Annotated in this window: 20 protein-coding genes and 3 pseudogenes; 6 read left to right on the top strand and 17 right to left on the bottom strand. The window is 49.3% G+C overall.

The features are described from left to right. Positions 1–12: 12 nt before the first annotated feature. From XI25_RS16565 to XI25_RS16615, 11 genes and pseudogenes are all read right to left on the bottom strand, one after another. A pseudogene (locus tag XI25_RS16565) lies at positions 13–982 on the bottom strand (helix-turn-helix transcriptional regulator). Between the two features lie 160 nt (positions 983–1,142). Continuing rightward, the gene (locus tag XI25_RS32250) at positions 1,143–3,221 is read right to left on the bottom strand and encodes an RNA polymerase sigma factor (RefSeq protein ID WP_082112401.1); all 2,079 of its coding nucleotides are present in this window, start codon (positions 3,219–3,221) and stop codon (positions 1,143–1,145) included. A 127-nt stretch (positions 3,222–3,348) separates the two neighbouring features. After that, a complete protein-coding gene (locus XI25_RS16575; RefSeq protein ID WP_046678870.1) occupies positions 3,349–4,173 on the bottom strand; it encodes a DUF5643 domain-containing protein in 825 nt (274 codons plus the stop codon). A gap of 234 nt (positions 4,174–4,407) precedes the next feature. After that, positions 4,408–5,220 carry a DUF5643 domain-containing protein gene (locus XI25_RS16580; RefSeq protein ID WP_046678869.1) on the bottom strand — a complete coding sequence of 271 codons (813 nt, stop codon included), beginning with the start codon at positions 5,218–5,220 and terminating at the stop codon, positions 4,408–4,410. A gap of 157 nt (positions 5,221–5,377) precedes the next feature. After that, positions 5,378–6,194, bottom strand: a pseudogene (locus XI25_RS16585) (ABC transporter permease). Beyond that, complete coding sequence (locus XI25_RS16590) at positions 6,191–7,219, bottom strand: ATP-binding cassette domain-containing protein (RefSeq protein WP_046678867.1); 1,029 nt, start codon at positions 7,217–7,219, stop codon at positions 6,191–6,193. The pseudogene XI25_RS16585 and the gene XI25_RS16590 overlap by 4 nt, the downstream one beginning before the upstream one ends. A 281-nt stretch (positions 7,220–7,500) precedes the next feature. Beyond that, positions 7,501–8,037, bottom strand: a complete 537-nt coding sequence (locus tag XI25_RS16595; RefSeq protein WP_046678866.1) for an SMI1/KNR4 family protein — start codon at positions 8,035–8,037, stop codon at positions 7,501–7,503. A gap of 26 nt (positions 8,038–8,063) precedes the next feature. Then, the gene (locus XI25_RS16600) at positions 8,064–9,728 is read right to left on the bottom strand and encodes a DUF6138 family protein (protein ID WP_046678865.1); all 1,665 of its coding nucleotides are present in this window, start codon (positions 9,726–9,728) and stop codon (positions 8,064–8,066) included. Positions 9,729–9,832: 104 nt separating this feature from the next. Continuing rightward, positions 9,833–10,894: a suppressor of fused domain protein gene (locus tag XI25_RS16605; RefSeq protein WP_046678864.1), complete on the bottom strand. Its 1,062-nt coding sequence runs from the start codon at positions 10,892–10,894 to the stop codon at positions 9,833–9,835. Between the two features lie 421 nt (positions 10,895–11,315). Further along, positions 11,316–11,954, bottom strand: coding sequence for an RNA ligase family protein (locus tag XI25_RS16610; RefSeq protein ID WP_046678863.1), 639 nt, complete (start codon positions 11,952–11,954; stop codon positions 11,316–11,318). A gap of 12 nt (positions 11,955–11,966) precedes the next feature. Continuing rightward, on the bottom strand, positions 11,967–12,926 hold the full coding sequence (locus tag XI25_RS16615; RefSeq protein ID WP_046678862.1) for an AAA family ATPase: 960 nt from the start codon (positions 12,924–12,926) through the stop codon (positions 11,967–11,969). Positions 12,927–13,542: 616 nt separating this feature from the next. Here XI25_RS16615 and XI25_RS16620 point away from each other — a divergent pair. From XI25_RS16620 to XI25_RS36330, 5 genes and pseudogenes are all read left to right on the top strand, one after another. Beyond that, a complete protein-coding gene (locus XI25_RS16620) occupies positions 13,543–15,774 on the top strand; it encodes a sensor histidine kinase (protein ID WP_046678861.1) in 2,232 nt (743 codons plus the stop codon). A 7-nt stretch (positions 15,775–15,781) separates the two neighbouring features. Continuing rightward, positions 15,782–16,411 (top strand): response regulator transcription factor, encoded by a 630-nt coding sequence (locus tag XI25_RS16625; RefSeq protein ID WP_052759576.1) that lies wholly within the window; start codon positions 15,782–15,784, stop codon positions 16,409–16,411. Positions 16,412–16,738: 327 nt separating this feature from the next. Then, positions 16,739–17,320: a hypothetical protein gene (locus tag XI25_RS34830; protein WP_235439933.1), complete on the top strand. Its 582-nt coding sequence runs from the start codon at positions 16,739–16,741 to the stop codon at positions 17,318–17,320. A 31-nt stretch (positions 17,321–17,351) separates the two neighbouring features. After that, complete coding sequence (locus XI25_RS34835) at positions 17,352–17,573, top strand: M23 family metallopeptidase (protein WP_235439934.1); 222 nt, start codon at positions 17,352–17,354, stop codon at positions 17,571–17,573. 1 nt (position 17,574) lies between these two features. After that, positions 17,575–17,655: pseudogene (locus XI25_RS36330) on the top strand (SDR family oxidoreductase); the annotation flags it as partial. Between the two features lie 207 nt (positions 17,656–17,862). On the opposite strand, the gene XI25_RS16635 reads toward XI25_RS36330, so the two are convergent. From XI25_RS16635 to XI25_RS16645, 5 genes are all read right to left on the bottom strand, one after another. Then, entirely contained in the window at positions 17,863–18,129 is a 267-nt protein-coding gene (locus tag XI25_RS16635) for a helix-turn-helix domain-containing protein (RefSeq protein ID WP_046678860.1), read from the bottom strand. Between the two features lie 15 nt (positions 18,130–18,144). Further along, positions 18,145–18,780 carry a hypothetical protein gene (locus XI25_RS16640; RefSeq protein WP_152669156.1) on the bottom strand — a complete coding sequence of 212 codons (636 nt, stop codon included), beginning with the start codon at positions 18,778–18,780 and terminating at the stop codon, positions 18,145–18,147. Positions 18,781–18,874: 94 nt separating this feature from the next. Continuing rightward, positions 18,875–19,138 carry a hypothetical protein gene (locus tag XI25_RS31405; RefSeq protein ID WP_052759639.1) on the bottom strand — a complete coding sequence of 88 codons (264 nt, stop codon included), beginning with the start codon at positions 19,136–19,138 and terminating at the stop codon, positions 18,875–18,877. Between the two features lie 405 nt (positions 19,139–19,543). After that, complete coding sequence (locus XI25_RS34840) at positions 19,544–19,846, bottom strand: hypothetical protein (protein ID WP_235439935.1); 303 nt, start codon at positions 19,844–19,846, stop codon at positions 19,544–19,546. After that, positions 19,843–20,604: a serine hydrolase domain-containing protein gene (locus XI25_RS16645; protein ID WP_235439936.1), complete on the bottom strand. Its 762-nt coding sequence runs from the start codon at positions 20,602–20,604 to the stop codon at positions 19,843–19,845. Before XI25_RS16645 ends, XI25_RS34840 begins: the two co-directional genes overlap by 4 nt. A 320-nt stretch (positions 20,605–20,924) precedes the next feature. Here XI25_RS16645 and XI25_RS16650 point away from each other — a divergent pair, with 320 nt between their 5' ends. After that, a complete protein-coding gene (locus XI25_RS16650; protein ID WP_046678857.1) occupies positions 20,925–22,157 on the top strand; it encodes a chitinase in 1,233 nt (410 codons plus the stop codon). A 131-nt stretch (positions 22,158–22,288) separates the two neighbouring features. On the opposite strand, the gene XI25_RS31410 is transcribed toward XI25_RS16650, so the two are convergent. Continuing rightward, complete coding sequence (locus XI25_RS31410) at positions 22,289–25,948, bottom strand: Ig-like domain-containing protein (protein ID WP_052759641.1); 3,660 nt, start codon at positions 25,946–25,948, stop codon at positions 22,289–22,291. Positions 25,949–25,951: the final 3 nt, after the last annotated feature.

The raw sequence follows: 25,951 nt of genomic DNA on the forward strand, positions 1-25,951 counted from the left end.
CAGTGTTTATAACTAGGATTGATAATGGTCCAACAGGGAGGCCGTGATGTCGATCATGCAGGATTTCAGTCCCTCCGGCTCCAAGATGCGTATCTTTCCGCCATAAGACAGCAAGTAATAAGGAAGCTGCGTATAAATTTTCAGCTCGTCCAACTTGAAATGGGCATACTCCGCCGTTCGCTCCACGAGTGCGTGACCAAGCAGCCAATGTCCGCACAAATCGTCCAAAGCCTGAGGGCTGCCTTGGATGTGAACCGAAATCAAATGAGCGCTATCTTCACCCCCGTCATCCGAACGCAAGCTGTCCAATAAAAAACGACCGGGCGGAAAAATCGGGCGGACGTTCAAATTGGTGATCGGTGCATATCAAATCGCTCATACGGTCGACGCGGAAGCTGCGTATTTCCCCGCGCAAACGGCAGTAACCAACGGCATACCATTTGCTTTTCCAATGGACGAGCCCATAGGGATCAACGATGCGCTTATTGATGGAACCGTCATATCCTGTCTTGTAGCATAGTTCGAGGCTTGATTGCAAATCCATGCATTTTTCGATCTCTGTGAGCATGGAGATCAGAGAAGCGGCAGAAGGAGGCTGTATGACTTCAAGACTGATCTCGTGACGCTCCATGCGCTCGAGCTGCTCCGAATTGGCATACCGCTTGATTTTGGAAACCGCCCGGCTAAGCGCCGCTTTTGACGGATAACCCGCTTCCCGTGCGAATGCCGCCGCCTGTAGGAGGGCTTTTTGTTCTTCGGCATCAAAAAACAAGGGCTCCAGCTTGATATGTTCAGGAATAAAGTAACCTCCGTCGCGACCGGTTTCCGAAACGATCGGGACGCCGGAAATGCATAGAGCATCGATGCACCGGTAAACCGTCCGGATATGAATTTCCAACTCCTCTGCCAGTTGCTTGGCCGTCATTCTTCTTCGTGATTTAAGGAGCCATAGAATAGCCAGCATATTGTCCGCTTTAGGCATCGTTTTCAGCAGCCCTTTCCTCTACCACTCGTTTTTAGTCTATTTACATTGTACTATAAGCCGTAAAACTGGAAGGAGCGGAAGCTAAACCTGAAAACGAATGAAGATCGAACCCTTGATCCCCATTTTATTCCCGGCCGGTGCTGAGCTAATCTCTGATCTACTTACTGACAGGAATCGTAATGTCTTGGTCTATCCGGACTGGGGCGGCCTCCCGATACATTTCAATTTCATAGGTTTTCAGTTCAGGCGCGAAAATCCATGCTTCATAATAATCGTCCTGATCGTTTCTCACCCGTGCTGCCCCCGAATCTATCCCGATGCCTTTATCGAAACGCTGCTGCAATTCGGGATATAAACTTTCCTTGGCTTCCGGCGGGACTGCAAACAGGATGCCCAAACGTTTGTCTTCCATTCGATCCCTTTTTATTCTCAGCCGCAAATAATCTTTCTCGTAACTCGCCCCGATGATCGTTAACTCATTATCTTTAAAGCGGACTTTCTTAGGAAAAGGTTCGTCTAGCGAAAGGGTGAACGTTCCGCCCGGACTCTTTTCCGTCAGCATCACTTGATCCAGGTGCAGCGTAAGAGACTTCACCGATTCGTCGAAGTAAGGGGATGCGGTAAACGTAAGCTTGTTTCCGTTCATCCGCCTCACGCCGGGATAGTCCACCATGTTCTGCGGGTCGTCCGTATGCAATCGGTACGTTTTCCCCTTATCATCCGTTAAATACGGGACTGTCCCGGACTGGCCGAATAACAGATAATAATTCGCGTCATCCGCGATTTTGATATCGAGATAGGTATTGGTCGGCGTAATCTTGATTTGGTCCAGCGTCATTTCCCTCAAATCCGGATCCCCCGCCACCTTAACGGTCTGATGAAGCGGTATGATCCGATCCTCCAGCCAGTCCATATGATGGAACGGAACGCTCATCTTGAGCGTATCTGTTATGGGCTTGCCGTCTTCTTGATCATGGCTGATGCCGATTTCAAACTGAAGTTCCGTAGGGTTATGGCTTAAAAACGTTTTAACTTCCTCCGGCTTTACTTCACCGATCCGGCTAATAACCAGTACCGGGTCCTTTGCGTCATCGCCCGATTCGATCACGACGCCGGCGCTGCTGCCCCCATCAGAAATTTCAGGTATATTTACGAAAAAGACCGGTGCTTCCCTGTTCAGGCCCAAACTGCCGTCCGATCTTTTAAAAACATGCTGCTTCAAACGGTCGGATTGGATAAACACTTTATATGACAACTTATCGCTCGTCAAATACACATCGCTGATGCTGACTTTCACCCCGTCAAACTGCTTCACGAACGGTTCAAACGGACTGTAACCATGGGATTGGGCGTTCTCGACGCCGTCATTTCCACGCAACGTGTCCAGCCAATCCGAAACGATCGAGAAACCGGGAATCCCTTTGACCATAGCCGCAAAAGCCGGCGACTTCTGCACGGCGAATCCCAGAGATAAGGCCAAAACCGCGCAGGCTGCGGCTATTCTATACCTTCTTCTGCCGCTTCGGCGCCGGGGCTTCGTAACCGCCATGTCCTCTTCCGGCTGCTGACAGCGAAGCGGTACCTCCTTGGCAAATTGAATTAAAGAATCGGGAAGCGGAATTTCATCTAACGATTGCTGTATATTTTTCTTCAGCTGCCGTTCATCCCGGTTTAACATTCGATCACCTGCTCCATTTTTTTGTCGGGTTGCCGCCTGACTCAGCTTCGATCTGGCGGCATGAAGCCGCGATTTGACCGTCCCCGCCTTAATGCCCAAAACGTCGGCGATCTCATCGATGGACAGTTCCTGGTAATAATACAGTGCAATGACGGACCGATGGTGAATGTCCAGCGACATGACGCATTCCAACAGCTCGGCTCCCCTTTCTTTTTTCAATACGGCTTCCAGCGGTGTTTCATGTTCGTCCGGAAGCTCCAGCTCGTCGATATTTCCGGAAACATTGGCGTGCCGGGACCTTTGTCTGGCCAGATCCATTGCCCGGCAGGCCGCCAATTGCTTGAACCAGGCATTGAAATTCCTTATTTTCTTCCCTTTGATAATGGCTTGATAAGCTTCGATCAGCGTGTTCTGTACGGCATCTTCAGCCAAATGCGTCGAGCGCAAAATAGCCGTAGACGTGCTGTACACGCGGCCCAGCAAAGGCTCCACCAGCTTGAAAAAGGCATCTTTATCGCCGTTCCGGCACAAATCAAACAATCGTTCTTCGCTTTCCATCCTGTCAACTCCCAATAGCACTATACTATATAGGCGAACAAAATGGAGGTTCGGTTCATTTTTTAGGCAAAAAAATAGAAACGGCCTGTACGGCCGTTTCCGCTCCCTGCCCCATGGCGATGGTTGGCTACTGTGGCAGCTTGACCCTCATTTCCAGCTCCTTCAAAAACGTAACGGGCGTCATTCGTTTGGTCTTCACCTGAAGCGGCGCTTTGCGGTCAACCGCCGGAAACTCAAGCTCGTAGCGGTAGACGCCGTCTTTCACGCTGATCAATTCCTTGCGGGTGTGATCCAGGGTCTTCCCGTTTTCTACAAGCCATGTTCCGACGTTTTGAATCGAAGCCGTCTCCCCTTCGATCGCCAACGTAAGAACGGTCCGGTCCTTTTCGAATTCCACGCCCGTTACGTTCACGGTACCGATCTTGCCCTGATCCAGCTTGACCGGATATTTATCCGACAGCTTCGCCGTTACGCTGGCTTTTTCCGCAAACTTTGTACTTTTATCATCATAATTGCCTCCTATATAGGGCTTGATGATAAGTTCCTTCGGTTTGCCTTTTAAAGCACCCAGCTTCTCTTTATAATAACGGTCAAACGTGCCGTCCGGCTTTTCTCTCCCTTTGTCTTCCGCCTGGATGCGATCGTAAATCCATCCGTTGCTGTCCATGACGAAATAGTTCATGGCCATCATATTACGGTCCATTTCCGGATCCAGAGTCTGGGGAATGTTCCGTGAAATGAGATATTCCGTCGACTGCGGAGTGGCCGTTAAAGATTCCAGTTCAAATACGGCTCCACCGTACTCCTTTTTTATCGCCGGATTCAGCTTGAAATCGGAACTTACGGCGCTTTGCCCGGCTTCCGATGGGGATGCCGCCTGAACGGCCGGCGACGACAAGGTTCCTCCCAGCAATAACGCTGCGCTTAATACCGCAATGGTTGTTCTTTTCATGATCATTTCCTCCTTCATCCGATGAAACGAAATATGCATCTCGTTGCCGCTAAGGAGCGGACGGGCCCGAACAAGATGCGTTTGATTCTTACACTATATAGGCGAATGAAAGGGAAAGTAGGTTCAGATCCGGAGAGGTTCGTCGAGGAAAAAACGGAGGCTCGGTTCATTTTTATGCAAAAAAAAGAAACGGCCCATGACCGTTTCTGCTTCTTCCAACATTTCTAAAGGACGTTATTGCGGGAGCTTCACCCTCATCTCCAGCTCGTTCAAAAACGCAACGGGCGTCATACGCTTCGTCATCACCTGAAGCGTCGCTTTGCGGTCAACCGCCGGGAACTCAAGCTCGTATCGGTAAACGTCGTTGTTCACGCTGATCAATTCCTTGCGGCTGTAATCCAGAGCCTTCCCATTTTCTACAAGCCATGTTGCGGCGTTTTGAATCGAAGCCGTCTCCCCTTGGATCGACAACGTAAGAACGGTCCGTTTCTTCTCAAATTTCGCGCCCGTTACGGTCATGGTTCCGATCTTGCCCTGATCCAGGGTCACCGGGTATTTATTCGTCAGCTTGGCCGTCACGTCGGCCTTTCCCGCCGACTTTATGTTTGTACCCCCTAAATAGGGCTTGATGATAAGTTCCTTCGGTTTGCCCTTTAAGGCCCCCAGCTTTTCTTTATAATATCGGTCAAACGTGCCGTCCGGCTTTTCGCGCATTTTATCTTCCGCCTGGATGCGGTCGTAAATCCATCCGTTGCTGTCCATGACGACATAGTTCATGGCCATAATATTGCGGTCCATCTCCGGATCCATATTTTCAGGGACGTTCCGCGAAATGACATATTCCATCGATTGTTTAGTGGCCGTTAAAGATTCCAGTTCAAATACGGCTCCCCCGTATTCCTTTTTTATCGCCGGATTCAGATTGAGTTCGGAGCTCACGGCGCTGGGCCCGGCTTCCAATCGGGAAGCCGCCTGAACGGCCGGCGACGACAAGGTTCCTCCCAGCAATAACGCTGCGCTTAATACCGCGATGGTTGTTTTCTTCATGATCATTTCCTCCTTCATTGATGAAACAGGCACATGGGGGTCCCGTTAAAAAATCCGGACCGGGCCGATGCATTTTGTTTCTTACCATTTATAGGCGAAGGAAACGATAAAAAGGTTCAGATCGGAGTCATCTAACACGGTGAACTTTGGATTTCGTCTACGTCCGCCGCATATAGGCACGTACCGTTAGCGGTGCGAAGATCGCTACAATGACGCCGGCGCCAATGAGGGAGAAGGCAAGATCCCCGCCAACCGTTCCGGCGTTCGTAAGATCTCGAACGGCGGTGACCAGATGCGAGATCGGGTTAACGTTCACTACCCATTGAAGCCAATCAGGCATCGTATTGACCGGTACGAAAGCGTTGGAGAGAAAGGTGAGCGGAAACAGTACAATGATGGAAATCCCCTGTACGCTTGAAGCATTACGTGCAATCACGCCAAAAAAAGGCGAAAATCCAGCTGATGGCCCACGAACACGCAATGACAAGAACCCCGGAGATGGCGACGTACAAAAGGCCTCCCTCGGGCCGATAGCCCATAATATACCCCATGATGAAGGTTAGCACGGTCGCAATCGTATATCGGATCGTATCCGCAAGCAAGGCCCCTGCCAAAGGTGCTATTCGAGCGATGGGCAATGACTTGAATCGGTCGAACACTCCTTTATCCATGTCTTCGCGCAGCTGGACGCCGGTGACGATGGAGGTGGTAATCACGGTCTGCACGAGGATACCGGGGATAATAACCGGCAAATAATTTTGAACGTTTCCGGAGATGGCGCCGCCAAAGATATACGTAAACATAAGGGTGAAAAGTATGGGCTGGAACGTAACGTCGAACAGCTGCTCGGGCGTACGTTTAATTTTAAGCAACCCCCGATAGGCCATTGTGAGCGAGTTGCGAACCGTCTGGCCTAAACCGGTGTAATTTTTATATTGATGATCCGCATTCGGCTTCGCTAACGTGCTTCTCATGCTCTCGCCTCCTCTACAACACTCGATTTTTCAGCCTCCAGCGGCACGTTTTCATGGACATCCTGTCCGGTTATCGTCAGAAATACTTCGTCGAGAGTCGGCTTCTGCACGCTGATCTCGGCCAGTTGGAATCCTTCGGCCCGGAGGACGATCAGCAGGTCGGTAACAAGATCGGCTTCCGCCATCGGTGCAGTGATCGTTCCGGCTTCCGCCGATACATTCGAGCGGACCTTAAGCACCTGTTCGACGATCTGGCGGGCGCCGTGGATGTCCTGCGGATTTTGGACTCTCAAATGCAGCGACGAGGTCCCGACAGAAGCTTTCAGTTCATCTGTAGTACCCTCGGCAACGACTCGTCCGCGATCGATGACCGCGATTCGGTCAGCCAGTTGATCCGCTTCATCGAGGTATTGCGTCGTTAACAGGACCGTTGACCCCGTATTCACCAAACGGCGGATCGTATCCCACATTTGCGAACGCGTACGCGGATCCAACCCGGTCGTCGGTTCATCCAGGAAGATGAGCGGCGGCTGTGCAATGAGACTTGCCGCCAAATCCAGCCGCCGACGCATCCCTCCGGAGAATTGCTTCAGCGGCCGCTTCGCCGCTTCAGTTAAACCGAATTCCTCCAGCAGCTCTTCCGCCTTCTGCCGTGCCTCTTTACGCCCCAACCCTAACAATCTGGAGAAAATGACCAGATTCTCGATTGCGCTGAGCGACTCGTCGACCGATGCATACTGACCGGTTACTCCAATCAACTGACGCACGATCGCGGACTCTTTGACCACATCGTACCCGAAGATACGAGCCGTACCCGCATTCGGCCGCAGCAAAGTTGCCAGCATTCGAATGGTCGTGGTCTTGCCTGCTCCATTCGGACCAAGCACGCCGTAGATCGTACCCGTACGGACGTTCAAATCCACGCCATCCACGGCATGATTGCCGCCGAATGTTTTAACCAGTCCGCAAGCCTCGATGGCCCATTCCCCGTTGCCTGGCACGGTCTTCCTTTGTTTATGATTCATTCCAGCTCCTCCTTGCGAATAGAGATGCCTAGAGTCTCGGGTCAACCTCTATTCTCCGCGACTCATCGACTCGCTCTTTACATCTTATTGCATTGTAAGGAATCCTGGTCAGCCGTTAAACCATCCCGGGAATGGTTTTCCATCGGTCTCGAGACTGAGATGCTGCCAAAACAAGCAAAAAACGCTATCGTCCTTCTTATGGACTATAGCGTTTCTCCCGAGAAATATAAGGTTTACGCGCCATCAAATCAAGTCGATCTGTAAGATGCCGGACCGCCGGCTTACAGCAGCTCGCATTTCTTCGTGCACAACTCGATGAAGGAATCCGCTGCATACTGACAGTCATCATATCCCAAATTGCCGGAATGAGAGACGAGAATGGGATACTCGTTGTTTTTCGGTTCCTCTCTCATATCGAATAAATAATGGTTCCCGCTGCCATCCATTCCAAACGAAACGGCAAATGGCATATACTCCGGCAGCTCATAAGCAAAATTCATTTCCCTAAAATCCTCCGTGCCGAAGAATTGAAAATAACGGTCTCCGTTTTGGAATTCTCCGCCGTTGGAATATTTCAGAAAATCGATATAGCTGTCGGGAAATGCTCTTTGAGGCAGCTTCCAGCCGGATGGATCAATCGGTTTGTACATATCGTGGTACGGAGACGATTTGGGAAAAGGATTCGCCTGCCGCTGCTTGATTTCTTGGATCTCCTGCTCCGACAGATTTTGGTTCCACGCCTTCAGAAACTGCATAATTTCTTCCCGCGTCGCGCCTTCCCATTTTGCAAATTCATGTTCAAAGCGTATCGTCCACATGATAGTCCCCCTTTAGGGGATTGCCTTTACCCTAACAGCTCCAGCAGTCTCTCTAGACGTTCCTTTAAAGGGGAAGACTCCCTTTTCGCTGCCTGGGCCAGCTTTTGGCTGCTGCCGAAAATGCGGTATATGACGGCTTCACGCTTATAATCTTCCTTGGACTCAAGCTCCCGGATCAGTGCATCAGCAAGATCGGGCGTATCTATGGCTATGTTCTTGACAGGTTTAGCCGATTCGCTGCCCCCCAGCAAAATCGAGACGATGGTCGGCATATGCTCTGCCGTAACGCCGTGAGCTTCGATAAAGGCTTCCGCATATCCGTCCTGCGCAGACTGATGCTCGGTATCCACCAATTCCATATAACGGCGAACCAACGGAAAATATACATTGCTGTACAATCCAAGTCCGAATACCGCATAGGTTCCGGGCATGACGGATTTCTCGCCCGGCTTCACATCCTCGTACCAGGCGAATTCCTCCATGGCCAGCTCGGCATAAGCCGCAAGCCGGGGGAATAACGCCGGGTAACGCGCCGCGTTGGCAAAAAACTGATGTTGTCCGGACCTCGCCAGCTTTTTTAACGGCAAGAAATTCTTTTCTTTGCTCTTCAGCATAAGCTTGTATCCCTTCGGAAAGCCTTGATCTAGCAGATTGCCGATAAAGTTCAACGCTTCGCCGTAGGCGGCTTCTTCTTCGGAGCCGATATGAATTTCAATGGTTTGCGTAATGTCATTGGCCGTGGCTTGGATCAGACTGCTCTTATACACGCTTTCGAAACGGCCGCTCCCCTGTTTCAAATAATCCTCCGCCCTCTTCGAGCCCAGCTGGACGGCCAGCTTCAGGTATTTCTCCCGGGTATCCGGTTCCCGGGGACCGATCTTCAGGGCGGCAAACATGAAAAATTCAAGTTCTTGAGCATTGGGTTTGCTGCACTCCGGCTCTTCTTTGAGGACCCAATCCAACCCGTAATTTCCGGACCGGTCAAAAAATCGATTTAAAAACCGCTCCTCAGACCAGTCTTTGAAAGCCGCAGTATACTGGTAAGCCCAGCTATCGCTTCGTTCTTTACGGGTGCGCAGCTTGTCGCTGAGGCGGCGGATCAGCGGTTCGATCACTTCCTGCCGCTGTTCCATCAAATCGGGATTCATCAGATGACGCGCGAAGAAAAACTCGTCATTTTCTTTGGGAAGAACCGGAAGCTCCAGCATGATTTTGGTGTCGATAAAGTTGTCAAACGTTTGCTTGAGACCCCGGAGCTTCTCTTCGTTTAACAAAGCTTGGGAGTAGCGCAGCACCGATTGCTCCCGCTCAAATTCGAATACGAGCTCCAATCGGTAATCAAAAAAGCGGGGACCGTAATCGTCCGACCGGAACAGTGCATCTACCCGGTCCCGCAGAGCGGGAAAAAAATCCTGAGCTAGGATATCATCCGTCAATTCTTCGATGTAAGCACCCGCTTCGAATGTATAAGAACTGTCGCTCCAAGAGAACGGTTCATAAACGTCGATATGGATGTTTCCCTGTACCCAGTTGAATTTTCCTTTTCTCCAGGCCACTCCAAGGTAGTCAAACATACCCGCTTGAAGCCGGCTTTGGTTTTTGATCTCGCGAACCCTCCGGCTTTCCTTGTCGTAAATGGAATTGACATGGCTCCATATGTCATTCAGAAATGCTTCCGCAGCCTGATTCAATGCGTCGTCCTCCTATTCAAGAAATCATTCTAAACGCCATCACTGCGAAAAGCTGATGATTCTGCCGTCCGTTGCTGTTGCCCCGTTTTTAATAAAATCATCCGCTATCCGATCGTCGATACCACATTTCCTTCCTGGTCCTTAATATGGGTTTTTACGATTTGAATGGAGATTCCTTTGAATGCGGAAAGCTCGATCAAACCTTCCTTCGGCTGCAATTTCCGGGAAAGTTCAGCCGCTGTTGCCTCATCAAGTTTCATTCGGATACCGTCCTCGCCGGTTTCAAAGTCTGCCTTCGCCCCCGGCTCCAGAACTACCCGGATGTCGGAACTTACCAGATTAAGGTCCTTCCCTTTCAGAATGCGGCCTTGAAGCAGCTTTCCAATAATCCCGGCCTGCTTGGCCCCCAGTCTGAGCGTTGCCGGGGCTTTGCCCAGCAATCGGTTCTTGCCCGGCTCCCAAGCCAGTTGATCCACATATAAAAAACCGGTGTTGGAACCGTCCTGTTCCATCCCTCTTTGCACGGCTTCGGATACGGCAGGAACCCGCACAAGGGAGTCCCGCGACAAATCGGTTATGTAATGGGGCATATGTTCCAGGCAAGCCTTCAGCATCCCCAGCGTATTCCACGTCTGCATGGATTCAAGTTCTTCGCCGGTAATGCCGACCATTTGCAAAAACTGAACCTGCCCATTCGGCGTATCGACAGCCGAAAGCTCCGGATCCTCCACAAAGGCCAGCGCGGTCAGCTGCGTATCGGAAGCCAGGCATATCGGACCGTTGGCGTCCAAATAGTCGCCCGACCTGAAAATATTTCCGCTGTTAAAAATATATCTCCCCATATTTTGGAGCAGGTTCAGCGCCCAAGCCGGTGGCTCCTCCTCGCCTTCGGTGCGTGTTAGCCGAAAAGTCAGCTCAAACCCGTATCCGCTGTAGTCGGGATCTTCCGATTCCTTATCGTACAGCTCCGAAAATCCAAAAGTGATGAAATGCCAGTGGGGATAGGGCTTTTCCGCCTTGTAAGCGCTGATTCCATCGAGCGGATCCTCACCGCCCAGCATATAAGGAAGAAGCGTTCCGTAGTGCTTCGGTTCCTGATCGCCGTATATTTTCGACATTTCCTGTTCAATCGCATCCCAGCCGGTTGTGTTTACTTCTTCGCTCATCGATCGTTCCCTCCAAATTCAACGTTCATTTTTCTGGTCAGACATCGCCTTAAGGCAACATTCTCCCATTCATCATTTTGCAAGAAAACGTACATGGATTATGTTAGAAACAAAAAAATCAGGAAATCGGATTCCCTATTGTCCATTAGTAGATGAATAGAAGGAAGGGATTCCATAGCCTGATTACATTGACAGTATAAAGCCTTGCCGTATGTATTATCAATTTTAGTTGAGCCGGAGCCTGCGAAACGATTCTTTTGGCCTAAACAGGCTAGTCTATTGTCACTATTCACGATTTCCCCCCTACAGATCAAATGAAACAGAATCAGCGGAAAAACTTTCGCATATCACATGATAACCCCTCCTCATCTTTTGGTTATTCTCATCCTGATGAAAAAAAATATTTAACTCCTTTAATCTTTCAATCGGCGCGCGCTAAGCCATTGGGCTCGACCGGTTTGCTCAGCCAATGCTCATCGGTTTGCACGTGGTTCTTCCGGACGAATTTGGCGACGGAGCGCTTGAAATCCTCATAGGGAAAAGCCGAAACCAGCCGGACGACATAACCTTCCTGCTCGCCCCCGCAGCGGGACTGCTTCGTGTAACATTGCCTTGCGGCTTCCTCGCTCCAAATTCCGCGATATAACACGGGAACGAGAGCAAGGTTCAATCGGGCCGCCCACTCCTCCGTTTCCTCCCAAGAAAGGCAAACATTCTGGTCGTTCCATATGGAGAAAAGCATGAAATAGCTCGGCAGGGACGAATAGAAGAGCGAATGTTTGGCATACACGTTTTCCCCGCACAGCCGGTACCCTTCCGGAATGAGATGCCTGATCCCGCCATGGAGCGTTTTGACGTAATGACGCGAGGAATGGTCCTTGCTGTCAAGCGACCTTGCGTGAATAAACTCGCGATACATCGTCGTGTTCTCCCCGTCCATTTTCTCGGTAATGACGACCTCCTGCCCTGCGAAATGATCCGTGTTCCGCAAAATTTTATCATCGTCCGTGTAACTTCTGGACCAAGGCAGGTGCATCGTTTTCGGATATTTTATTTTCATGGTGTCACCTCTTTATTTTGCGAAAGTATCCGCTTCCGCGAAGAAATACAGTTCGGCAAGCCGATGCTCGCCCAGCAAATGATAGATTTTGGACGCTCCCGCGTCCCCTCCGTGCAAAATCTCCATATGGAAGCTCACCATATCGACGACATGCAGAACAAAATCATCGCCGTATTCCATTTCTTTAAGAACATGGCAGGCTATGTTCGCAGATACATGCTCGTGCCCGTAATACGAATAATGCCCCCGGCTCGGCTTCCATACCTTGCAGAACGGTTTGCCCGCATCATGAAACAAAGCCGCCAGCTGCATCTCCAGCAGATGCTCCCCTTCATAAAACGTTTGGATGTATTCCAGAACGGCATGGGTATGCTCGGACAAAGTTTTGGAATGATAGGGATTCTCCTGATCGTAACCCAGCATCACTTGGAAATAAGGGGATTCGGACAAATGACCAAAAAGCTCATCATGATCCGGTTTGCCGGCAAGAAGCCGCTCCAGCCCGGCTCTTTCCAGTCTCGTCTCCGTAGGCGTGTGCACGATATGCAAGGCGTCAAAGCCTTCACCCAGAACGGGAAACTCGAAATTTTTGGCATATTTCGTCAGCACCTTGTCATCGATCCTGCGTTTTCTCGCTTGGATCCGTTCCCTTGCCGTTTCATAGGGAGTAATGCAAGCATGGCACTCCACCGGGACATCGCTAAATCTTTTCAAAAACTGCAAGCGCCGGTCCCGGCCGACATTCGTGGCGTCAAATACGACGTTCCTCCCGGATTGCAAAGCATGCCCTATTTCCGCAAAAGCTTCATCGAATACCAGATACGTGTTTTTCTGCTTGGCTTCGCTTCCAAATAACCGTTCCCGGATGGAGTCCGTAGCCACAAGGACGGCTCTTTCCCGCTTGCATAATTCTTTGGCGTAATGGCTCTTGCCGCTGCCCGGAATGCCGGCCAGCATGTGAATTGTGCCCATGGATTTTCACCTCCTTTCAGGCCGCTTAAATATTAGAAATAACTAGCAGCCACTACATAAGTATACTGGCAATGGATTACTAAACATAGGTTTTCTGCGATAAACAAAAGAAACCGGCAGTCAGAGGGAATAAGCATCTCCTCGCGCCGATCCACGGAGAGTTAGAGTTTGCTTCCGCAAAATTTCCGTGTCTTTTCAGGATTTCGCAGTCTGTCATTGGCGTTTTATTGTCTTTTTGATTAAAGTCGCTCGCTTCTCCCCCTTTGATTTAATCCGGAACTTCTGCGCGATCACGCAAAAAAACATGCGCGATCACGCCTCAAATTCGCCGTGGAACACGGATTCGCCCTCCCCCCATTCCAGCTATAATGAGGAGCAGATTCTAAAGCTGAGCGATAGTTTTTTGTGTCGACTTTTTACCGGAAATGCGTCCATTCTTCAATTTGTCTGACCCGGATATGTCCGATTCGCTCGCTCGTTTGAAATGAAAACGAAGGGACAAATCGCAAAAAAAATTGAAAATTGATGTTATCATATTCTTTTTCGTTTATTTCCCTCGAAAAGACGTTCAGTTGCGGCTAAAAAAAATGGTACATTGGGAGCGGGGGGATACAGTTTGTCCGCTATTACGCGAAAATATAACTGGGCCGTATACGGATCGGCCCTTGTTTACCTAGTAGTGGCGGCGTATATTCACGTCGCTACGTTTCAAAATCCATATACGGGTTTACTGTTCCGCGGCGAATCGGGCGCATGGACCGTATCGTCGATCAATCCCACGGGTCTTGCGGCAAAATGGGACGTGCGCGTCGGCGACCGGCTCGTGTCGGTGGACGGCAAGCCTCCGGACCATATGATCAAGCTCGGCGATCAGGCTTATCTCAAGCAATCGGGAACGCTTCTGTTGAATCGCTCCGGCCGCGGCTTGTTCGAGGTACGGAATGAAGCGGATGCCTCCGATTTGTACAGGGGATTATTCATCGTCTGCGCGGAGCTGGCGCTGCTCGTCATCGGTTTGGCTGCTTACCGCAAAAAGCCGGAATCCCATATGATCCGACGGTTTTATGCGGTAAACCTGTTCATTGCCGCGATGCTGCTCACCGTCCATTCGACGGAAACGGCGTTAACCGGGCTGATCTTGCCCCTGCTCGTAAGCTGGATGCCTTATCTTCTATTTGCCTTCTTTGTCGCCTTCGTGTTCCGATCGGTCCCCCGCTCGATCAGTTGGGCCATGGCTCTTTACCGGCTATTAGCCGCATTGTTTGCCACGTTTGCTCTGATCGCCTTTTCGTTGGCCGCCATTCCGGGATGGACCCGAAGCGCAATCCATGCCGCTCTGGTTGGGACGCTGGTCGCCATTATCGTTATAGCGGCCGTCAATTGGAGAGCGATGAACCGGGCCGAGAAAAACAAGCTGCTCGTGTTCGTCTCCTCGCTGACCTTCGGCCTGCTGCCCTTTCTGTTCCTGTGCGCGCTGCCCGATCTGCTGTGGGGAGAATACATGGCCCCTCCGGAAATAACGTTGGCCGGCCTCATCGTCTTTCCGGCTTCCGTGCTGGTATTATGGGTACGACAGAAGATGGTCGACATGCGATTCTATCTTCCCCGGCTTATCATCCACAGCTTGTATGCCGGATCGGCGACCGTTCTCGGCGCAGCTCTCGTCCGAAGCGGCGCTTCCATGACAACGCTTATATTGTGCGGCGCTTTCGCCGCTCTTGTGCTGTTGCATCGGTTCAGCATCGACAGCTTAAAGCGCCAACGGGAACAGCGGGAAAATCGCTTCGACCGGCAGCGCCTGGAAATGTCCATCCGGGTTGCGGAACACCGCAATAGCCGGGATCTGCTGCGGATGCCTGCGGATCTCGTCCATAGCGTAACGGAAATCGAGGGACTGTGCTTCGTCTGGAATCGCGAGGCGGATGCCGTCGTATACGGAACCGGGCAATTCGCCGGGATCGCGGATTGGGTCGATACCGGCAAGCCGATCCCGCGCGAAGTTTTGTCCGGACGGCCCGACTTCGTGCAGGTGCTGGATCTTGCCATGGAGCCGGGACAGCCGATCATCGGGTATTTGGGCTTGGGTCCCAAAATCAATCAAACCGAGTTCACCCCGGAGGAGCTGGGCCTGATCATCAAAGTGAGACAGGAAACCGTTCGCCTGCTGACGAATGCCTCCCTGCTCGATGAGCTGCGCAAAACGCGCGAGACGTTTCCCGGCAAGGAATCCGAATACCGGCTGATGGAAGCCCATCAAGCGGAGCAAGTTCGCACGTCCTACTATCTGCACGATCATATATTGCAGAATCTTATTTTCCTTACCCGTGATCTGGAAGAATTGCATGATACGGGGCATAGCGACAAGCGGCTGACCGCGGTCTGGTTGAAATGCCTGTACGACACGCAGCGCGACATCCGTCTGCTGTGCGATGACCTATACCCGCACATCGTCGATCAAGCGGGACTGGCCGACGCCCTGCGTTGGCTGATTCGTACGCTGAAAGAAAATGGCGGGCCGGCCGCCGAACTTGCAAACGAACTGCCGGAGACGCTTTCCCCGCTGTACAAAATCGCATTGTTTCGAATCGTGCGGGAACTGGCAACGAATGCGGCCAAGCACGCCAAGGCGGATAAATTAACGATCCGGTTATGGGAAACGTTTGACGAGATCCACGGGCATATTCAGGATGACGGCATCGGAATAGACCCGGCCGCCGCTGGCGGACGTGGATTCGGTCTCGCCACGATAGGCAGTCAGATTGCCCAATTCGGGGGGAGCATCGACATTGACTCGGCACCGGGACGCGGAACGACCGTCCGCATTCGGCTGCCGAAGCAAGGAGGTTGAAAGAAGCATGAAGCAGCCCATCAAGGTCCTGTTGCTGGATGATCATCCGCTGGTCATGGAAGGATTGAAGAGTCGGCTTGATCGGGAGTCCGACATTGTTGTAGCCGGGACGTTCAGCGATCCCCGGGAGCTGCTATCGCAAATCGGCCTGCTCAAGCCGGACGTCGCCGTTATCGACGTGTCCATGCCGGGCATGAACGGGTTCGAGGTGTTAACGGAATTAAAGCGGACTTACGGTACGGCGGTCAAGCTGATCGTGCTCTCGGGATATGTCTATGACGAATATGTACATAAAGCCTACGAGATCGGCGTGCATGCCTATCTGTCCAAACAGGCGACCTACCCGCAAATCATGAATGCCATACGGCAGAGCATGCTCGGTCACCGGCTCGTGTCGGAACGGATGAATGCCTCGTTAAGAGCCGACCAACTGACCCCGACGGAGCGGGAAGTGTTGAAACGAATCGCGCTGGAGCAGACGAACAAGGAAATTGCAGCGGAGCTCGCGATCAGCCAGCGGACGGTTGAATACCACATGGCGGCCATTAACCGGAAGCTCGACGTGAAGACGAGGGTCGGCGCGGTAGCCAAAGCCTACGAGCTGGGGTTGCTGGAGCGGCTGTATGATGAGCCATGAAGGCGTAAAATATCGATAAAGCTTCTCTGCCGCTTTGCTGATGGGGATTAACAGACTAAAAAACAACGTCACAACGATAACGTAGTGACGTTGTTTTTTTGTTTAACGCTGATTCCCTTTTTACCTTTAGATAGAACGTTCTGAATCTACACCTGAAGTAGTGCGGAAATTTTATCCTGAGATTGTTAAAATTAATGAAGGTGGTTCTTATTGTTTTGCAATAAATGAACGGATTGATTTAAGAATGAGGAGGAGGAGTTTATTTTTAATAAATTATTGCGAAAAATTGGTTATCCAAATTGTGTGTTAATAGGGTTCACTTTATTATTGTGGATAAGTGTTTTTTTTATTGGTGGTATATTTGGTGCGTATTCATGGGCAATCCTCAAATTAGTTTTACCTATCATAGGAGTACTGGGATTATTAATTAATTTGGTCATGTTTATCATTTTAATTGTTAAAAAGAAAAGAAGTTTAAAGTTGTTTACTAATGTAATGTTAAACATAGCATTAATCTTTCCAATATTAATGACTATGAATATTATTCCTTATGCTTATCCAAACACTATTACACGTGCTCAACCATCTATAACGGTAAGTTGGCCTTTAGCTGAAAAAACCGTTGTTGGTTGGGGAGGTGATAGTGTTAAAGATAATTTACCTCATGCAACATGGTCATCTGAGAGATGGGCATATGATTTAGTAATGGAGCCGCATAATATTAATAGTGATAGTAATGAAGACTACGGAATATGGGATAAAGAAATTCATTCACCGGTTTCAGGAATAGTAATTGCTGTTTCTGATAATGAAGCTGACATTACGCCAGGATCAGAAAACTTTATTTCAATGGAAGGAAATCATGTGTATATAAAAATAAAAAGAAACAGGCACTTACCTTTTACTTAACCATTTAAAAAAAGATAGTGTCACTGTTGAAGTGGGAGATCATGTAAAGCAAGGAGATGTCATAGGAAGAGTTGGAAATAGCGGTTCAACCTCAGAACCTCATTTACATATTCATCATCAAAGACAAGATCCAACTAAAGTTATACATCCTGTCTTAGCAGAAGGCCTACCTTTATTTTTTAAAGATATAAATGGTGACCTCATGCCGAAAAAAGATACCATTATAGAACCAAAAAATATTCCTTTAAAGTAATCAAAGCGTGCTCTACCTGCTTCAGAATGGTTTCGTGACCGGAACCGTTCTGCATGTGGGAGGCGGACCTATTTTAACGTAAGCTAAGTGAACTCGATCAAGCGTCGAAACCGTCCAAAGAAAATCGCTGCGCCAAATTTCAATGCGGTGTCCGTTAGTTCCTTTGCAGCCTTCATTATCGTTTCTACCGGATAACTGACTCTAGTTGCCGCAAAAAACACCTCCAAGGTTATCTCCATATCTTACGACATGGTTGAATTCTCTTGAAGGTGTTTTGATTTGTCTCACGCTACGGGGTCAGTCTGTTTAGAGCATCTTTAATTTGCTGGATCGTTAATCCACTTGTTTTCAGTTCTTTAATCAAAAGAATGCGTGCTACGGTTTCCTCTCTTTTGTATCTGCGTGTCAGATTCTCTTCAGCCTGTTCAAAAGGCAGCATGCCTTCTTCCGTGTAAAATTTCAGCGTACTGTAGCGAGCATTCGTAAGCCGCACTAATTCTCCTATGGATACGAACTCAGAGGTCAATATGGTCTCCATGGAACGTTGTCTGGACATGATTACCCAACTCCTTTAAATTGGGCGTTTCGGAAGTAAACGCACACCTTGAATTGGCACCCTCATGTAAACAACATGCGGGACCGCTTCGTAAACCAAATTATCTATTTTTATGGTCGATATCGGTCCTTTCTCTAACACTTTAACCTTATGGCCATAGGACTCTAACCGTGAAATTACATCGTTCAATCTTTTATTGGAATTGGAGAACCAAGCTTCGGTTTCAATAAATACAGCTTGCGAGCGCTCAAGCATGGGGAAAAAAAAGTTGATGGTGCTGCCCACAGCTGTCTTCACAAACCTTTTCTTCATATGCAAGAATTGTTTGATTGCTATTTCAATCCCGTGATGGATTTGAATTGGAAACAATACTTTTGCCAGTAAAACACTTTGATATAATTCATTCATTCTGGTGTTCACCTTTTCTAGCTCGTTCCTCGAGAAAAAATCATGCATGCATCCACTTTCACGAAGAAGCCAAATCATACAAATGATCTCCTCTGTTACCGAACCGTCTTCCAGAATTTCTGCTCGAATATTCTCGGTAGTCCTTGAGTATGTCTCAATATCGCTTCGATATTCTTTGATTGCAACGCCTGCGGAATCATAATATAAGTCGCACCCCAACAGATTCGGGATTTCCTCAAGCAAATCTATTGCCTTAAGAGAATCGGATATTGCGTGCTCAAACTTTAGTAATTTTTTCTGAGGAAGCGTTGAAGCCCCTTTCAGCCACCATTTCAGATCACCCGTTACCGATGATTTTTTTGTTGAGTAATGGTTTGAAAACAGTTTCCCGGTAAAGCATGGTATGAGATTGGTCAAGTACATCACTTTTCAATATGAATTTATTCTCTGTTTGTGTAAACGCGCTGTCTAAGTAAACCTCTAAAATGACTGCTGCTGCCATACAACGAACAGCCGCTTTCTTCACCGTAGTCATATAAAGACTACTTTGTACATTTAGCGCAATCATTGAAAAACTTTGTGCTAATTTTAGATCTGTCATAGCAAACCACCCCTATTCATGATTTTATTCATGCCGGCTGATGTTTACTTTGTATATGGAATAATTCTGGTGTTACTTATTACTTATTACTTATTACTTACTGTATATAATATTTACATTGTTTTGTCAAACATTTGGTAACTGTGGGTATATATTCCAACAAAAGACGAAAAAGATTCGTCAGTTCGCATCAAAAAACTCTGTAGTATAAAAAAAACAATACAGCATGGACGGACTTGTAGAAACCAAAGTATTTGTTTAATGACGGCCCACGCTTGCGAGGACAATATTAAAAAAAAACAAAAAAACATGCCCAATTAGGCATGTTCCATTTTTGCGTTCGACGGAGCCAAGGGGAGCGGCCCCCCACTCACTAAGCCACCCGCATGGGTTAATTTGAATGTTCTAACTGCGAACATGTTTTTCTAATTTACGCAGAACGTTAAAAAATATATAGTTCATGCCTTTGGACCGATAGGCGGTTTGGTTGAAGCTTCCCATGATATACACATCATAGTTGGGGAAATACAGCATGGCCGCGCCGCTCGCGCCAAGATGCCCCCAGCCGATGTATTTTCGGGTAAACGGAATGAAATGCAGCCTCATGAGCCCATAGCCGTAGTCCATGCCCAACCACATTTTGTTCCATTGCAACATGGTGTCCAAGGTTTCTTTCCGGACAATCCGATAGTTTACGAGAGCTTTCAAGAAGGTGAGCAGATCCTCTGATGTCGAAACGGTTTGACCTCCGGCATAAAAAACTGCTGAAACAGCGGTAGTCTTCCAGCTTTATTTTTTAAATCATTCAAATGAAGGTTTGCCACGGGCAGGCCGTTGTCGACGGCAGGATTGGAATAGTGCGATAGATAGGAGTGGTTCATCTCTAGGGGAGTAAAAATATAATCATGCAGCACCTCGTGATAAGCCTTGGAGGTGACTCTTTCAATGATGAGCCCCAACAGATTGAATCCCGTATCCGAATAATGAAGCCCTTTTCCCGGAGGAAACCGGGGTTGCAGATGTTCTGTCGACCACGCTATGGTTTCTTCCGCCGTCCAGAAACGGGAAGGATTCGCGAGAGCTTCATCCATGAACCCGGCTTGGCCTCCCCTCGGTTTGTCCTCGTAATAATCGGGGAGACCGGATGTATTGCTCACCAAATGTTTAATTTGAATCTCCGGCACATAATTTTTTCCTTTATGCGTATGAAGGTCTTTCAGGATGGACGGAGGCAGGTAATTTGCGATGGGGTCTTCAAACCGGACAAACCCCTGCTCTACTAATTTGGCAAGTATAACCGAAGTAAAGGCCTTGCCTATGCTAGCCGTATGATAAGCCTGGCGAGGATCGGCAGGAAATCCATCCGTGTCTCCCGCAGCCATGGGCCAGTGGATATCCAGCTTATCCGAATGGACCAGCAGGTACACATTATGGAGTTTGGGATCGGATGCCACCTTTTGGCTCAAATTCGTTTCGATTTCTTTTCTTACCGTTTCTTTTCTAATTTTTAATTCCCCCTCACGGTACCCCGTTTATAATAAATTGCGAGATTGTTCTGATTTTATCCTATTCAACATCAAGGACAAAACATGCATCCGTATCGGCTTTCGTAAACATTTGGCCTCATTCCGACGATTAAACCATGATCCCTTGATCGCACCTGTTCATCATTCATGGATTTCCCTTTCCAGGATTAGCGCAGTAACTTGTCATAATCAAAAACTAAAGCGATATAAATAAAAAGCGGTAAGGATTACGCCCATTTGAACAAAAAGGGGATGTGTTTATGTCCAATGTCACGTATCCACTTTCAAAGAAATGGATTCGGTGCGCCATGATCCTGACCCTGGCTTCCTCGCTGCTCGTCATTCCTGTCGGAGCGTCTCCGGCTTCAAGCGTTGAAGCTGACGCCATTGAATTAAAAATCCAAGCGGAGTACCTGCTTGACACCAACTTGTCCGTCGGGGAGAGCCGCATTCTGAGCAGGCAGCAGATTGAGGAACTGTGGGATGGGATCGATCCGGACTATTCGGCAGACAAGGCCGTTGAAGCCGTCCGCTCCGCTCTTCCCGAGAAAGAATACGAGGCTTTATTCCCGATGCGGCTCGGATCGCCGGAATGGCACGAATTCAACAAAGGTAAAAAAGACTATAATCCCCATCAGGTCGACTATTATTCCTATCAAAATCTCATCAACGCCGTTAGACTCACCGCGAATATCAAATACAAAGTGTCCTACCGGGAAGGAAACTATTCCGCGCAAGAAATTTACCGATTAGAGAAGAAAGGCAAAACGGAGACGCTTATCGTACGTTCTGCAGATTTCAACTCGCCCGAAAATAAAAGCAAGCCCATTGCCACGCAAATTGTGGATTACGGCGCCTTCTTAAACGAAGGGCTGGAGAAGGATCGCAAGCGTGATCTCGCTGCCCTTCTCGCGAATTTATCCCATGAGACGGGCGGCGGTTGGGATGAAGCGCCAGGAGGCATGCTGCGCTGGGGACTCTATTGGAACGAAAATATTGCGGGCAAGACGGGCCAGAATAAGTCCGACTTCGTAGATCCTGCCAGCAGCAAAGAATATCCGGGCGTTCCCGGCAAGAAATATTACGGCCGCGGTCCCATCATGTTGAGTTGGAATTTCAAATATGGATTAATGAGCGCCATCATATACGGAGACAAGAACGTCCTGTTGAAAAATCCGGAGTCAATTGCGGCCGACGGCAAGCTTGGTTTTGCAACCGCCATCTTATTCTGGATGACGCCGCAAGCGCCGAAGCCTTCCGCCCATGACGTCATGATCGGCAGATGGAAGCCTTCAAATGAAGAGAAGGCCAAAGGATTGGCACCTGCCGGATTCGGCGTCAGCATCATGGTCCTCAACGGTCTGGAAGCGGATCTGGACGAGTCCAATGGCGCCATCAAGCGCCGCGCGGGTCACTATCGCGACATTACGAACCGAATGGGCGTGGATATTACGGGAGAAAAAATCAATACGCTTGGCATGAAGCCATTCTGACTAGGCCTTCATTTCAGAAGAAACAACGGCCCCCATATACCTAATCGTACTATTCAGGTTTTCGTAGAAAAATCATATGAATGACAAACAGCCTTCCCCCAATTTCGAGGAGAAGGCTGTTTTCGCGTATTCTATTCTTTGTCTTGCAAGACTAATGGGATGATACGATACAGCACTACTGCAGCCTCGGCGCGACTCGTCGTCTTTTTCGGGAACAATTGCTTGTTAGCGCCTACTACCAATTTCAGCTTCACAAGCATTGTTGCACTATGCTGCGCGAAATCCGCGATTTGCTCGCGATCTGCAAAGCCAGTCAACTCGTTCACGTTTGCCGATATTGCGATAAGCTTCTCTTGACGCAAGATTCGTTCAACGATCGTTATCAATTGCTCGCGGGTTACCTTCGCTTCGGGATGAAACTCCGTATCCGTAACGCCGTGAACAAGGCCCAACTTCTTCGCTATCGCGATTTCTTTATAATAGGTTGCCGATCGGCTTACATCATCGAAGTTAGAGTCTGTTTCAACAGCGAAGTTGAACATACGCACAAGCATGACCACCAGCTCGGCACGAGTCAGTTCCAGTTCCGGGGCAAATCGATTCAGTGACACGCCATGCAGCACACCGCGTGAGGCAAGCGTTTCAATGGCTTCCTCTGCCCATGAATGCTTAACCAAATCCGTGAACTTTTTCGCCGTATGCACAACTTCATATTTTTCTTCGGGAGAACCTATGAATTTCACTCTCTTCGCAGCCGGGTCATAGAAACTGAATATGATTGGCGTTGTGGTGCCGTCCTTATTCACCCGTACAACGGATACAACGCCCGGTTTTTTGAGTTGATCGGCAGTCAGCTCATACGGCAACTCCATGATTTTAGGTTCAGAATCGCGTTGTCCTTCCGGTTTAGGTTTGTCGGGTTCCTTAATAGGCAAAGGAGTAAAGGTACTCGCGCCAGAATTGCTGCTGCTTCCTGAACCATTATTGCTACCGCCAGGATTTCCATTGTTATACCCGCTTCCCGGTTCTTCTTTGGACTTGACGGTAACGTGGGCTTCTCCAGGTATGGTTGTACCTTCCACGGTTCCCTTCACTTTAAAGGCACCAACCTTGCTATACTGGCTTGAATCTATCGAATCCCATACGACAGGAACTTCTGCTGTCGCCAAATCGGAATACGTGGCCGTTACGACCGATGGCATGACCGGTGGCGTACCGACGACGGTATTCACAAATATCGGCGCAAGCTTCGTAATATAAGGCGTTTCTGCCGGTTCGTTCGTTACGGTAACGGCAGCCACTGCTTGAAGTTCGGTGTCTGCAACCGTCCCGCTTACCGTAAATGTCCCCGCCTTTGCATACTGGTCTGCCTCTATTGCGTCCCATACAACAGGTACTTCTGTTGTCGTTAGATCAGAATACGTGGCCGTCACGACTGAAGGCATAATCGGCGGCGTACCGACAACCGTACTCACCCTTACCGGAGACAGACTTGTAATGAGAGACTTGCCCGGCACAAGCACGGGAATGAGCACAGTCTCAGCTGTCGCGCCGTCATAGCTCCTCGTCACTTCCAAAATAAGATGCACCGTTTCCTCTGCAGCTGGCGATTTTATGGTTCCATCTGAATGTATGATCGCTTCGTTATCCGTCGACTTGATCGCGATGCTGAATCCTGGCGGTACAGAAGGAAGCGTTAACATTTTGTCGTTCTTCGCCGGAGGTTGAATAGCGGCGATCGTTTCGGCAATCGTGTGCGGACTAATGGACATCACCGTAAGAGCTCCCATATCCGGTGCATATTTTGCGGGATTATACAGGGTGATCGTATTCAGACCTTTCCTAAGCTCAATCCGGATCGTTTTATGCAATGCCGTATTCCAATCCGTTCCCGTCAGCGGCACTTCAATGCCTTCTTCCTCATTCGCGCGGACGAACACGGAACGGGGTTCTGCGGTTGCATATTCGATCTGCAAATCATAAACACCATCGCCGGGCACTATAATATTTTGAAACGCTGCGGTATTGTTGTTTCCGGCTTCACCGCCAACAAATCCGAGTGCGCTTCCCGTCATAAAACGGTCACTGCTTCTCAACAGCGTATTCCCCGTTAAAATCGCATCCTTCGGATCGTATACATCTTTTATATTGTTTGCGCTTCCCGACGGCACGATGACCGGTATCGCAGCCGTATGAGTAAAAACGCCATCTGCCGTACGCTTCACTTGGAATACGAGGAGGACTTCTTCCTCTTGCGTCGTCGGCGTTATTTTTCCGGTATGATCAATGATGTTCGGGCGTTTGGATTCGAGCAGCTGAATTTCATAGCCTTCGGGAACCGCAGGGAGCGTTAATCGGATCGCATCCTTCGCAGGGGTAGGAACCGTCTTGATTCCCGTAGCGATGTCCTGTATGGGATCCAGTGGGTCGGCAGATGCTGGTGCAATATATACCCCCGTGTCGGGTGGCAACGATAATGTAACCGTCCCGTCGACTACGGTCATTCCTCTTGACATCAATCTGGGCAGTCCCGGCCCGATTTCGTATACGTCGACGGCCTGCACGCCAGCCCAATCCGCCGGCAGCTTCCAGCTTCTGTCCGTGTATCCGTCCTGACTGTATGCCATGATTTCCGGTTCATCATTGCGCCATAATGCAGGCACGAACATATTCGTTCCGTCTGCTATAAGGACATCGCCTTGTTTTACGATCCGTTTGCCCTCCTGCTTAGAGCTCGTCACATGATTTGAAAAATGCACGGTGTTTGTGCTGCTATCATAAGAGAGGCGATCGAACTGATTAAGATATTGCCATAGCAATGTCGTCGTACTGAATTCCCGCAAAAATCCAGTCAGCCTCACCTTGTCTTTTCGCACAATATCTTCGCCATGCATGCTCGTGCCGAACAACTCATCCCCGCCTTTACCGCCTACGGCTAAAGCGGCCGGCAGCTTCAACTGGCTGTCGATCGAACGCCAATCGGCCCACCAAGCCATCGGCTGCAGACCAAAAAGCGGATTGACGCGGTAGGCATGGAAATATTCGCTCGTAACGTCCATGCCTTTATCGCGCCAATATCGCAAAATCTCCTTCTGCGTCTCCGTCTCCTGACGATGCGTAGTCTTATGATAAGGGTCCGCATACCCATCCGATACCGGCACCTCCGTCAGGCTCGTTATGAATGCATCGATGTGGATCGTTCTGCCGCGCAGCAGCTGCGGAATTCCAGCAAGCAAATCATCGATGTTGCGTTGAAGCACGCCTGCCTCCCACGCACGGGTCAGATTAATGCGATAGCTTTGGCCGCTCACCCAGTGGCCGCCTTTTATTAAATCCCCGTTCTCTTCTTTGCGGATCAAATCCTTGTCGACGAATTCCTTCCACTGCGGACTGTCCATGTATGCATCCGTCATATTAATGTGAAAGCTGATCGTCGTATTATACTTCTCGGCCTCATCCATGAACCATTTCATGCTGTCCAGCGCCGTTTCATCCCCGGCTCGTTTTAACTTGGTGTTCACGACATTCCAGTCCGGATATTTCGAGTCGTGACCGTCGTGCTGCCAGCCGACCAAATAAATAATTTTCGGCATGCCGCGCGTCAACTGATCCATCTTCTTAATTGCATCAAGCGCTTCATCCAAGGTCAGTTCAATATTGCCGTTGTCCCCCAGGTAAAGCTTCATCGTTAAGGTCCTTGCATAATCCCGTAAAAACGGCCTTGCTGGTTCGGGCCTGATGGTCATCGTCAGCTTATCCGTAAAGGTACCGCCTTCTCTCGATACCTTCACCCC

It is taken from the genome of Paenibacillus sp. DMB20 (assembly GCF_000987955.1).
Lineage (GTDB): Bacteria > Bacillota > Bacilli > Paenibacillales > Paenibacillaceae > Paenibacillus_AQ.

What these genes read in the sequence shown, in the direction of transcription:
- XI25_RS32250 (WP_082112401.1), bottom strand. Translation starts at nt 3,221, where the DNA reads ATGGAAAGCGAAGAACGATTGTTTGATTTGTGCCGGAACGGCGATAAA.
- XI25_RS16575 (WP_046678870.1), bottom strand. Translation starts at nt 4,173, where the DNA reads ATGAAAAGAACAACCATTGCGGTATTAAGCGCAGCGTTATTGCTGGGA.
- XI25_RS16580 (WP_046678869.1), bottom strand. Translation starts at nt 5,220, where the DNA reads ATGAAGAAAACAACCATCGCGGTATTAAGCGCAGCGTTATTGCTGGGA.
- XI25_RS16590 (WP_046678867.1), bottom strand. Translation starts at nt 7,219, where the DNA reads ATGAATCATAAACAAAGGAAGACCGTGCCAGGCAACGGGGAATGGGCC.
- XI25_RS16595 (WP_046678866.1), bottom strand. Translation starts at nt 8,037, where the DNA reads ATGTGGACGATACGCTTTGAACATGAATTTGCAAAATGGGAAGGCGCG.
- XI25_RS16605 (WP_046678864.1), bottom strand. Translation starts at nt 10,894, where the DNA reads ATGAGCGAAGAAGTAAACACAACCGGCTGGGATGCGATTGAACAGGAA.
- XI25_RS16610 (WP_046678863.1), bottom strand. Translation starts at nt 11,954, where the DNA reads ATGAAAATAAAATATCCGAAAACGATGCACCTGCCTTGGTCCAGAAGT.
- XI25_RS16615 (WP_046678862.1), bottom strand. Translation starts at nt 12,926, where the DNA reads ATGGGCACAATTCACATGCTGGCCGGCATTCCGGGCAGCGGCAAGAGC.
- XI25_RS16625 (WP_052759576.1), top strand. Translation starts at nt 15,782, where the DNA reads ATGAAGCAGCCCATCAAGGTCCTGTTGCTGGATGATCATCCGCTGGTC.
- XI25_RS16635 (WP_046678860.1), bottom strand. Translation starts at nt 18,129, where the DNA reads ATGTCCAGACAACGTTCCATGGAGACCATATTGACCTCTGAGTTCGTA.
- XI25_RS31405 (WP_052759639.1), bottom strand. Translation starts at nt 19,138, where the DNA reads ATGACAGATCTAAAATTAGCACAAAGTTTTTCAATGATTGCGCTAAAT.
- XI25_RS16650 (WP_046678857.1), top strand. Translation starts at nt 20,925, where the DNA reads ATGTCCAATGTCACGTATCCACTTTCAAAGAAATGGATTCGGTGCGCC.